Annotated in this window: 11 protein-coding genes and 1 pseudogene; 4 read left to right on the forward strand and 8 right to left on the reverse strand. The window is 70.0% G+C overall.

The window, feature by feature from the left end:
* Positions 1-123: 123 nt before the first annotated feature.
* The 4 genes and pseudogenes from ACX80W_RS06370 to ACX80W_RS06385 all read right to left on the reverse strand — a co-directional run.
* Positions 124-696: an MOSC domain-containing protein gene (locus ACX80W_RS06370; RefSeq protein ID WP_459281497.1), complete on the reverse strand. Its 573-nt coding sequence runs from the start codon at positions 694-696 to the stop codon at positions 124-126.
* A 9-nt stretch (positions 697-705) separates the two neighbouring features.
* Positions 706-2103, reverse strand: coding sequence for an FAD-binding protein (locus tag ACX80W_RS06375; RefSeq protein WP_459281499.1), 1398 nt, complete (start codon positions 2101-2103; stop codon positions 706-708).
* A gap of 113 nt (positions 2104-2216) precedes the next feature.
* Positions 2217-2459 carry a COG4315 family predicted lipoprotein gene (locus ACX80W_RS06380; RefSeq protein ID WP_459281830.1) on the reverse strand — a complete coding sequence of 81 codons (243 nt, stop codon included), beginning with the start codon at positions 2457-2459 and terminating at the stop codon, positions 2217-2219.
* Positions 2460-2516: 57 nt separating this feature from the next.
* Positions 2517-2600 (reverse strand): annotated as a pseudogene (locus ACX80W_RS06385) (hypothetical protein); the annotation flags it as partial.
* On the opposite strand from ACX80W_RS06385, the gene ACX80W_RS06390 reads away from it, so the two are divergent.
* Positions 2560-2898 carry a hypothetical protein gene (locus ACX80W_RS06390; protein ID WP_459281842.1) on the forward strand — a complete coding sequence of 113 codons (339 nt, stop codon included), beginning with the start codon at positions 2560-2562 and terminating at the stop codon, positions 2896-2898. The pseudogene ACX80W_RS06385 and the gene ACX80W_RS06390 sit on opposite strands and share 41 nt — an antisense overlap.
* A 117-nt stretch (positions 2899-3015) precedes the next feature.
* Here ACX80W_RS06390 and ACX80W_RS06395 read toward each other — a convergent pair whose 3' ends face one another.
* Entirely contained in the window at positions 3016-4050 is a 1035-nt protein-coding gene (locus ACX80W_RS06395; RefSeq protein ID WP_459281501.1) for a M14 family zinc carboxypeptidase, read from the reverse strand.
* Positions 4051-4097: 47 nt separating this feature from the next.
* A complete protein-coding gene (locus tag ACX80W_RS06400; protein WP_459281503.1) occupies positions 4098-4706 on the reverse strand; it encodes a DUF4259 domain-containing protein in 609 nt (202 codons plus the stop codon).
* A 277-nt stretch (positions 4707-4983) separates the two neighbouring features.
* On the opposite strand from ACX80W_RS06400, the gene ACX80W_RS06405 reads away from it, so the two are divergent.
* The 3 genes from ACX80W_RS06405 (at position 4984) to ACX80W_RS06415 (ending at position 8524) form a co-directional block, all read left to right on the forward strand.
* Positions 4984-6462, forward strand: a complete 1479-nt coding sequence (locus ACX80W_RS06405; RefSeq protein ID WP_459281505.1) for a glyceraldehyde-3-phosphate dehydrogenase — start codon at positions 4984-4986, stop codon at positions 6460-6462.
* Between the two features lie 137 nt (positions 6463-6599).
* Positions 6600-7454, forward strand: coding sequence for a class I SAM-dependent methyltransferase (locus ACX80W_RS06410; protein ID WP_459281506.1), 855 nt, complete (start codon positions 6600-6602; stop codon positions 7452-7454).
* 98 nt (positions 7455-7552) lie between these two features.
* Positions 7553-8524, forward strand: coding sequence for an EamA family transporter (locus ACX80W_RS06415; protein ID WP_459281508.1), 972 nt, complete (start codon positions 7553-7555; stop codon positions 8522-8524).
* Here the strand turns inward: ACX80W_RS06415 and ACX80W_RS06420 are convergent.
* Positions 8490-9608 carry a glucose-1-phosphate adenylyltransferase family protein gene (locus ACX80W_RS06420; RefSeq protein WP_459281509.1) on the reverse strand — a complete coding sequence of 373 codons (1119 nt, stop codon included), beginning with the start codon at positions 9606-9608 and terminating at the stop codon, positions 8490-8492. The two genes, ACX80W_RS06415 and ACX80W_RS06420, sit on opposite strands and share 35 nt — an antisense overlap.
* 92 nt (positions 9609-9700) lie before the next feature.
* Positions 9701-10918 carry an ROK family protein gene (locus tag ACX80W_RS06425; RefSeq protein ID WP_459281511.1) on the reverse strand — a complete coding sequence of 406 codons (1218 nt, stop codon included), beginning with the start codon at positions 10916-10918 and terminating at the stop codon, positions 9701-9703.
* Between the last annotated feature and the right edge of the window lie 28 nt (positions 10919-10946).

Here is a 10946-nt window from a genome sequence, read left to right on the forward strand (position 1 = left end):
CCCGGACGCCCGGACGGCACCGCGTACCGGTGGACAGGCCACAGCCTAACCTGTCCAGTGCTGGACGGCCGACGGCGGAGGGGTCGATCCGGGCCGGCAGGCGGCTCCGGCGCGACAGGGAGGTCAGGGCAGCCGGATGGCCCGCCGCATCACCGCGACATGCGCCTGCTCCGGTTCCAGCGGGACGGGGCTGACCAGCACGGCCGGTCCGCGGTGCAGCAGGCCATCCGCGACCACCTGGCAGCGGATGCCTCCACGCCCGCGCATCGCGGCGTGGACGCCGGGGGCCATCACCCGGTCCATCCAGACACAGGGGTTGGCGGGCCTCCCACCGCGCAGCCGCACGCTTTCACCGCGGGATTCCAGCGTGAACTCCTCCCCCACCAGTGGGGCGAGCTGGGCGCCGCGGAGCACCACATTGCGCCGCGGAAGGAGCGGGTCGAAGTGCCCCACCCCCAGTTCATCGGCGATGGCGTCGAGGGCCTCGACCGCCAGCAGCGTGACGGCGGCATCCATATGGGCGGCCTTGCCGAAGAACCGGTCCCCCACGATCCCCTTGCCGGCCACGAGCTCCACCCGGTCGGCGTCCGTCGTGGGGACGTCCGCCACTCCTTCGCGGGCGCGGCCGAAGTAGGCGTGACCCGGTGAAACGAGCAGGTGCAGGACCTCCACCTCGTACCGGAAGGGTGCGTTCATGCCATCAAATTATCCTCCGGCCGCCCCCGCCGGCACAGCAGATGACGCATCGCGGTCGAACATCCCCTGCGGGTCCACCCGACGGCGGACCGCCTCGACCCGCGCTGCCACCGCGGCATCGAAGGACTCCTGCGGCGTATCGAAGCGGTCCACGAAGCTTGGAGCCGTCCGGCCGGTGTCCCACGGGCCGAGCGCGGCACGCAGCCCCGCCAGCTGGGATGCCACACGGGCCGCGGCGTCCGGGCCGGCCAGCACGCCCACGCTGAGTGACCCGTATGCACCGGGCAGGGAATTCACGACGCCTCCTCGTGGGTCCGCCTCGGCCAGGGCTCCGCCGAGCTGGCGCAGCTCGACGATCATGAGGTCCGCTCCGGCGGCGGTGCCGGCGATCGACAGCAGCGCCTCGCGACCGGCGGCGCCAAGGGTTGTCAGCATCTGGTGGTCGGTCTGGAACGGTATCGGCTCCGGCGGGTCCATGTGGGTGGCCGGCACCTCCGGCGGGGTCCCGGGGTGCCAGGTGTCGAGGAGCGGCTCGGCCCGCCGGCGGAGTGGCTCCAGCAGGTCCGCGGCGATCGCGGCCCCGGTGCGCCCCTTCCCGTCGAGGACTGCTCCGTCAATGCAGACGACCGGGCCCGCCGTGAGCTGGGGTGGAACCCCGGGCAGGGGCGGCAGGGTCATCACGCGGAACGCAGTGGAGGCCTCCGGTGGGGCGGTTTCGGCCCACTCCTCCCAGGCCTGCAGGAGGAACGGTGCCTCGGCGACCGGCCAGAAGGCCGCCCCGGTGAAGACCGTGTCCGCCGCGAACAGGGACACCGTCACCGAGACGACGACGCCGAACCCCCCACCCCCGCCGCGCAGGGCGTCGAACAGTTCCCTGTCGTTGTCGGAGTCCACTGTGACGAGGGCGCCATCCGCGGTGACGAGCGTGATCGAGGTGACCGAGTTTGAGGCGATGCCGTACCGCCTGCCGTAGAAACTCAGCCCGCCGCGCAGCAGGTACCCGATAGCCCCGACGGTGGGGGAGGATCCGTGCAGCGGAACCAGGCCGTGGGGGGCGGAGGCGGCCAGCACTTCGGCCCAGACCGCGCCTGCGGGAATCACCGCCGTCCTGGCCTCCGGGTCCACCGTAACGCCGCCTTCCAGCCGCACCCGGATGAGGACCTCGTCCGGCCCGTACTCCCGCGTTGAGGCGGCGGCATGTCCGGTGGCATGCACCCGCACCGCTAGGTTCTGCGCGGCCGCCGCCGCAACGAGTGCTTGAACCTCGGGGACGGTGGTGGCCGTCGCCGCGAACTGCGGGCTGACGTCCACGGCAAGGTTGTAACTGGCGGTGGCGGCGGCGTAGGCGCTCTCGCCGGCGACCGCCAGCGTCGGACGGGTGGCGGCTGAATCTTGTGCTGCGGTCACATTGGTCTCCTGGGTCCTTCGGCAGCACGCACGCGGCCGGGTGGGCCGTCTCGGATGTCCTGCCGGTTTACGGTCGGAAAGGAAAATTGGATGCGGCTGCCCGGGGTGCCGGGTCAGTAGCCCGGAACCTCCGACGGCGCGGCCGTCGGGGCCGCCTTCCTGCCGGCACCATCGACCGTGAACCAGGTGCCCCCAATGCCCTGGCCGAGCGCGTCGCCCGGGGCTGTGTCCCCGGCGAAGTAGTAGACGGGCCAGCCGCCAAGAGTCACCTGGCAGGTCCCGTCAGGACGTTCGACGTAGCCGACCAGGCCCGCGTCGAGGTTCTCAGTGTAGATTTTGGCGGTGGCGTCAACCAAGAGGGGTGGCCACTTCACTGCACAGTCACCGACACAGGTAGTCGCCGACGGATTGGCTGTGTCATTGTCGAAACGGTAGAGGGAAAACCCCTCCGCATCCGTGACGGCGGTACCGGCCGCCGGACCCGCCGTGAGCTGGATGGTGGTCCGCGCGGCGTACCTGACCACCGGCGCGCGCCTCACCGTGAGCGTGCAGCCGGCGGCCGGGTTCGTCAAGGTCAATGCCGCAGTGACCGGCATTCCGGCGGGGGAACGGTGCCGGCTCATCGTCGAGGGCCTCGACGGGAGCCGGGAGATCGCCGGGAGTTGGGTCATCTCCGAGAAGGGCGCCGTCGAAGGCACGGCCATCGCCGGAAGCGCGATCTTCGACCCCGCCAAGGTTCGGGCCGTCATGATCGAGAACTCCGACGGGAAGCGGTTCGCAGCGGCGACGCTCTAACCGGCGGCGGGCGTTGCACCGCGGGCGGGGGCGGAACACCGCCGTCCGGCGCCCCTGACGACCGCCCGGGAACCGGCGGTCACGGCAGGGGCCGTGACCGCCGGCGGAAGGCCGCGCCTACTCGGTCCCCCGGGTGGTCTGTTCGGCGAGGGTGTCCCAGAAGGAGGTGTCGGCGGTGTTGATTGAGCCGTCGGCGATGGCACGTGCCGTGGCTTCGAGCGTGACGACGGTCTGCCGGATCAGGTAGCCGTTGCTCTTCTGGCCCAACACCGCCGACTCGGCGGTGTTGTCCGACATGCCGCGCATTTCGAAGAGCAGCGTCGAGATGCCGTACTCCACGGCGATCCCGTTGCGGCTGATGGTTTCGGCCGTTCCTCCGACGTACCGGCCCAGATGCCCCCACCCGGTGGAGTCGACCGCGTCGAACACGACGGAGCCAAGGCGCTTGGACCCCTCAAGCACCGCCGGCTCAACGTTGGCGGTGGTCGGGTAGAGGATGGAGCCCGAGACCAGCTGCCCGTCCCGTTCGCTCTGCGTCCCCTGGTGGTGCAGGTCGATCATGTAATCGACGTCGTAGGCGCGCATCACGTTGTTGTGGAGCGCCTGGGTTTCGGGCTGGAACTTGTTCACGTGGTCGCGGTTGAGGTCCACGCCGTTGGCATTGGCCCGCGTCAACGTCCGTCCCCCGTCGGCGATGTAGCCATCGAGTGGGAAGTTGACGTCCCCCATCGCTCCGTCGGGATTGAGCATCGGCACCACCAGGACGTTCACGCCCCCGAGGACCTCGCGGGACTTCCCGGTTCCCAGGTGCTTGATGAATTCGAGCGCGCCCTCGGTGGTGAGCTGCTCGTTCCCGTGCTGCTGCGTCAGATAGAGGATCGTGGGATTGTCCGGATTGGAGATGTACTTGGCGAGATACAGGTCCCGGCCCTTGACGGACTGCCCGATCACTTCAAGCTCCAGCGCGGGCTGGCGGGCGTCCTGGTCCTTGAGCTCCGCGACGACCTCGTCGTAGGAGCGAAGGATGGACGTGTTGACTGTCTCATGGCCGCCGTAGCCGGGTCCCTCGCCCACGGCGTAGGCCGGAGCCGTTGTCCCGGTGGTGAGCAGGACGGCCAGCGAGAGGGCGGCGAATTTTCCGGATGACATCATGGTGTTCCTCCCCAAGGAGCGGATGTGATGTCCTGAGTCAACCGTTACTAATTGCCTGTGTCAACCTTTTTGGCCGGGCCGCCCGGCACAATGAACCGGTGCCGGATCGTCCGGCCCGTATAGGCCGCGAACGCGAACAGCGGCCACATCGCGACGGCGAAGACCGAGGGCACCAAGACCCGCAGGAGCAGGAAAAACCCGACGGCGATCAGGGCCGCCACCACCAGACGGGCCCACCACGGCATCCGCCGCAGCCGCCTTACCCGCTCCCGGAAGGACGACGTCCGCTGGGGCCGAACGCCGGGGGTGGCATCCTGCAGGGCCCGCCCAAACCCGGCGAGCGCTGCGGCGCGCGCCGGACGGTCCTCCTCGAACCACCGCTCGAGTTCATCGCGGGATTCGATGATGGCAAGGGCCCGGGCGACCACCTCCCGGGACGAATACCCGCTCCCGTGGTGCACCGCGGCAAGGGCCAGCCACGCATTGTTGTCGTCAGCGCCGCGGGAGTCCGCGGCGTCATCGTCAAGACCGAAATCCCGGCAGATCCTCGCGGTGGCCTCCTCCGGAGTGGCTCCTTCCGCAAGGTGTTCTTCGAAGTCGCCCCGCACGTCCAAAGCATCGTCGTTGTCAAAAATTTCCGTCCCCCAGGAGCCCATCCGACGAGCCTAAGGGCGGGAAGTCCCGCAGCAAACCCGGTGGGCCGAAAATGCGCAAATCCTGCGCACCCGGGCCGCCGGAATCCGGTCCGCACGCCGGCGGCACAGACGTCCAGCGGCGCACGCGGCGCGCCCCGGCCCCCCAAGGAGTTGGCCGGCACGCACCGGAAGCGGTGTAATGGGCTAAACGACCAGTCGACGGTGCCTGGCGCTATTCCTGCGTCCCATCCGGCTGGATGAGTACGCGCCGGTGCTCCCGGCGCAGTGAGGGACACAGTTGACGCACCACGATCCGACCACGAGCCGCGGGACCTGGATGGACCGCGAGGCGCTTGCCGAGGCGATGATTCCGCTGATCGGCCGCCTGTACCGCACGAACAACGTGGTCACGAGCATCCACGGCCGCAGCCTGATCAATAAATCCACGATGAACATCCTCAAGGCGCACCGCTTCGCCCGGCGGATCAGCACCGAGGAACTCCGGCTCGAGGACACCCTGCCGATGCTCGAGATCCTCTCCCGCCTCGACCTCGGCGCCGCGGCCATCGACATCGCGAGGCTGCGCCTGAAATACGACCTCGAGGGCGGGGACCGCTCGCTCGAGGTCTTCCTCCGGGACGAACTGGCCGACGTCGTCGGGAAGGGCGGCCGCGACGAGAGGACGAGCACCGATGTCGTCCTCTACGGCTTCGGCCGCATCGGCCGGCTGCTCGCCCGGCTGCTCATCGAAAAGGCCGGTGGCGGGCACGGCCTGCGCTTGCGCGCCGTCGTCGTCCGCCGGGGTGCGGACAACGACCTCACCAAGCGGGCGAGCCTGCTGCGGCGCGACTCGGTCCACGGGTCCTTCGAGGGGACGATCCAGGTGGACGAAGAGACCGACACCATCACCGCGAACGGGATCCCCATCCAGGTGATCTACTCGAACGATCCCGCAACCATCGACTACACCCGGTACGGCATCCACGACGCGCTCGTGGTGGACAACACCGGCCGCTGGCGCGACGCCGAGGGACTGTCCCAGCACCTGCGCAGCAAGGGCGTGGCGAAGGTGCTGCTGACCGCCCCGGGCAAGGGCACGCTGAAGAACATCGTCCACGGCATCAACCACGGCACCATCAGCGACGACGACACCATCATCACGGCGGCATCGTGCACCACGAACGCGATCACCCCGGTCCTGAAGGCCGTCAACGACCGGTTCGGCGTGGTGCACGGCCACGTCGAGACGGTCCACTCCTTCACCAATGACCAGAACCTTATCGACAACTTCCACCGCGGGGACCGGCGGGGCCGGTCGGCGGCGCTGAACATGGTCCTCACGGAGACCGGGGCGGCGAAGGCCGTGGCCAAGGCGCTGCCCGAACTCGAGGGGAAGCTGACCGGCAGCTCCATCCGGGTCCCCACCCCGGACGTCTCCATCGCGATCCTCAACCTCACCCTGCGCACCGGGACGACGAAGGAGGAGGTGAACGCCTACCTGCGCGAGATGTCGCTGCAGTCGGAGCTGCGCAAGCAGATCGACTACATCGACTCCCCGGAAGTCGTCTCCACCGACTTCGTCGGCTCACGACGCGCCGGAATCGTCGACGGCCTGGCCACCATTGCCAATGAGACGTTCCTCGTGCTGTACGTCTGGTACGACAACGAGTTCGGCTACAGCTGCCAGGTGGTCCGGGTCATGGAGGAGATGGCGGGCGTCCATCCCCCGGCCTTCCCGGCGAAGGAGAGCGGCGCGCGGGTCGCGGTCGGCGGCTGAGGCGCGGGGGCGGGGTCGCGGGTCGCCGTACGCGCCTTTACAACCCCGCTCCGCCGCGCGCAGAATAGCTCGCATACCAGCCTCCACTGCTTCGACAGCGCGCTGCCACCCGACCCGAACAGCAGAGGGGCACCGAGATGGAGAACGTGACAAGTAAGTCCGAAGCGGACCGGGCGCTCAAGGCGAAGCACCGGGCGATGTGGGCCCAGGGCGACTACCCGACCCTCGCCAGCGACCTCATCTCCGAGCTCGGAGCGGTCCTCGTCGAAGCGAGCGGAATCCGGCCCGGGCAGCGGGTCCTTGATGTGGCAGCCGGTGCGGGCAACGCGGCCATCCCGGCGGCCATGATGGGCGCGGAGGTGATCGCCGGCGACCTCACCCCCGAGCTGTTCAACGCCGGCCGCGACCACGCCGCGGCCCGGGGCGCCGCTCTCGAATGGCGGGAAGCCGACGCCGAGGCGCTGCCCTTTTCCGACAACGAATTCGACGTCGTGATGTCCTGCGTGGGGGTGATGTTCGCACCGCACCACCAGGCGGCCGCCGACGAGCTGGTTCGGGTGTGCCGGCCGGGCGGCACCATCGGCCTGCTGAGCTGGACCCCCAGCGGGTTCATCGGGAGGATGTTCGCCACCATGAAGCCGTTCGCTCCCCCGCCCCCGCCCGGCGCCCAGCCGCCACCCCTGTGGGGAAGCGAGGACCACGTCCAGGAGCTCCTGGGCGCGCACGTCACCGACGTCCGCGCGCTGACCCAGACGGTGGTCATCGATAAGTTCGCCGGGCCGGAGGAGTTCCTTCATTACTTCAAGGACTTCTACGGACCGACGATCTCGGTGTACAAATTCATCGCCGACGACCAGGACAAGGTGGGTGCCCTGGACAAGGCCCTGGTCGAACTGGCCGGCGGCGCCAACACCGCAGAGGAGGGCGCGCCGCTGCGGATGGAGTGGGAGTACCTGCTGCTTACCGCGAGGAAGATCGACGCCGAAGGATAAGCTGGCCTCCCGGGTTCCCTCCCCCGGGATGCGGAGCCGCCGGTGAACAATCCACGACCCCATGCCCACACTGCCGGGACCGCCGGCCGGGTGGGCCGATGAGCCGCGGCCTGTCACTGGGGGCGGGAGCCATCCTCGTGACCTCGTTCCTGTGGGGCACGACCGGCACGGCGGCGACCTTCGCCCCCGATGCCGGTCCCCTGGCGATCGGCGCGGCCGCCCTGGGGATCGGCGGGCTGCTTCAGGCGGTGATCGCCGTCCCGGCGCTTCGCCGCTCGTCGGGCGCACTCCGCCGCCACGGCCCCCTGGTTGCCGCCGGCGCGGTGTCCGTCGCGCTCTACCCGCTGGCGTTCTACAGTTCGATGCACCTGGGCGGGGTGGCGATCGGCACCGTGGTGTCGCTGGCCTCGGCCCCGCTGGCCTCGGGGGTGCTCGAGCGGGTGCTCGAGGGGCGTGCGCTCAGCCGCTGGTGGATGCTCGCCGCGGCGCTGGGCACCGTGGGAAGCGTCCTGCTGTGCCTGTCCCGCATGGACGGCTCGCCCGCCGGCGCCGTCCCGCTGGCCGGAAGCATTGCGCTCGGCCTGGTCGCCGGCGCCACGTATGCCCTCTATTCCTGGGTGGTGCACCGCCTGATGGTCCATGGAGTGGGGCGGGCCGCCTCGATGGGCGCGGTGTTCGGCGCGGGCGGGGCCCTCCTGCTGCCGGTCCTGCTGGCCACCGGCGCACCGCTGCTCGCTTCCGGGCAGGCGTTCGCCGTTGCGGCCTACATGGCGCTGGTGCCCATGTTCCTGGGCTACCTGCTCTTCGGCTACGGCCTCACGCGGGTGCGGCCCAGCACGGCCACCACGCTCACGCTCAGCGAGCCGGCGGTCGCCGCGGTCCTCGCCGTCGTCGTGGTGGGGGAACACCTGACCCCGACCGGGTGGGCCGGCCTGGCAGCCATCGGTGCGGCCCTGGTGGTGCTCGCCGTCGCCCCGGCGAACAGCGGGCCCGGCGCGCACCCCGGCAGGGGCCGGAGCACGGACACCGATCGGATCAGGAGTGTTCCTGCCCGGCCCCATCGACCGTGATGAGGCCCTCCGTGCCGTCAATCGTGCGGTCCGGCCCGATGGCCGCCCCGGCATCCACGATGGTGCGCGTGAGCCGGGCTCCGGCGGCGACGGTCACGCCCTCGAGCAGCACCGAGTCCCGCACGACGGCCCCGGCCTCGACGATGGTGTCGGGGCCGATGACGCTGCGGACCACCCGGCCGTGCACCGTCGAGCCCGGGGACAGGAGGGAATCCTCGACCTGCGCGCCGGCGGTGACGAACGCCGGCATCCGGCGCGGGGCACCGGTGAGCATCGGCCACTGCGGGTCGTCGAAGGCGAAGCCCCGGCCGTCCACCAGGTCCATGTGCGCCCGGTGGTAGTTTTCGGGGCGCCCGAGGTCCCGCCAGTAGCCCTCAAGCCGGTGCTCGGCGACCTTGGCGTTCTCCACGAGGTAGGGCACGAGCTGGTGGCCGTAGTCCTGAAGTTCGCCGTCTTTGGCGTGGAGCATTTCAAGGGTGTCCAGCAGCGCCGAGGTGTCGTAAAGGAAGACCTCCGCCGTGACGATATCGGTCGCGGGCCGGTCCGGTTTGTACTGGAACCCCGTGACCAGTCCGTTCTCGGCCTCCACCACCCCGTGCTGGGAAGCGTCGCCGTCGAAGCGGGTGGTCACCATCGTCAGCACCGCCCCCGAGTCCGAATGGGCCTGCACCACGTCCCGGTAATCCAACCGGTACAGGTGGTCGGCGCTGAGGACGAGCACGAGGTCCGGGGCGTATTCGCGGATGTAGTCGGCCTGCCGGAAGATCCCATCGGCGTTGCCTTCGGCGAATCCCTCGCCATCGTTGCCCTGGAAGGGCGGCAGCACCCGAAGCCCGCCATTGGTGCGGTCAAGGTCCCACGGCCGGCCGCTGGCGAGGTGGTCGTTGATCGATTTGGGCTGGTACTGCTCCACGATCCACACATCGGCGAATCCGCTGTTGTGCAGGTTCGAGAGGGGAATGTCGATCATCCGGTAGGTGCCGCCGACGGGAAGCGCCGGCTTTGCCCGGTTGTCGGTCAGGACACCCAGCCGGCCACCGGCACCGCCGGCCAGGATGAGGGAAAGGACCCTGGGCTGATGCATGTGCTCTTCCTCCCGCGCTCAGGCCCCCATGGATAGTTAATTGGACCAAACCACGGCTGACGAAGACACCCTTTTTCGTTTCCCGGTGCGGATCAGGTGATGGACGCGCTCGCCGCCTCGATCGCCTCCGGAGAGAGCACGTGGGTGATCGCCATCGTCGCGGCGCCCAGCACGCCGGCCCGCTGGCCGGCGAGGGAGGGCACCACCCGAAGGTGTTCGGTGGCCAGCGGCAGCGACCTGCGGTACACCACCTCCCGGATCCCGGCCAGGAGGTGCTCCCCGGCCTGGGCGAGGCTGCCGCCAATCACGATGACCGAGGGGTTGGTCAGGTTCACGCAGGTCGCCAGGACGTCTCCAATGTCCCGGCCGGCCTGGCGGATCACCTGGATGGCGGTGCTGTCACCGGATCGGACCAGCCGGATGACGTCCTCGCTCGAGGCAAGCGTCTTCCCGGTTTCCGCGGTGAGGGCGGCGGCGAGCGCCGGCCAGCCGGCCAGTGCCTCCAGGCAGCCGGTGTTGCCGCAGCGGCACCAGACCTCCCCGCCGCGGGGCACCCGGACATGGCCGAGGTCCCCCGCGGTGCCCTGCGCTCCGCGCTGGAGGGAGCCGCTGGAGATGATCCCGGCCCCGATGCCGGTGGCGACCTTGATGAACATGAATTCGGTGGTGTCGGGCCAGTGGAACCGCTGCTCCCCCAGCGCCATGATGTTGACGTCGTTATCCACGAGCACTGGGACCGGGAAGCTGCGCTGGACGAGGGCGGGAACGTCGATGCGGTCCCACCCGGGCATGATGGGCGGGTTGATCGGCCGGCCCGTTTCGTGCTCGACCGGCCCCGGCAGCCCAATGCCGATCGCGGCGAGTTCGGAGACGCTGCGGCCGCCCCGGGCGAGGAGCGCGCCGATCGTATCCGCGAGCCAGCCCAGGACGCATTCGGGGCCGTCGGCGATGAGGAGGTCAGCCCGCTCGCTCTCCAGTTCGGTGCCGGAGAGGTCGCTGAGGACCACCAGGGCGTGGGTCGCGCCGATGTCCGCGCCGATGACCACCCGCGCTCCGGGGTTCAGGGCGAACAGCGACGGCGGACGCCCTCCGGTGGAGACGGCCCCGCCGTACGGGGCCACGAGCCCGAGCCGGATCAGGGTGTCGACGCGCGAGGCGACGGTGGAGCGGGCGAGGCCCGTGAGCTGTGCCAGTTCGGCGCGCGTGCGCGGCTGCCCATCCCGAAGCAGTTGGAAGACCTGGCTGGCCCCCGGCGCGGGAAGCGTAGAGGGCCGGGCTCCCGTCCATGGGGGCGCTGGGAAAGATGACACGCGTTCAGTAAAGCACGCCGGCTTTCAA

It is taken from the genome of Arthrobacter melezitosi, from assembly GCF_054511055.1.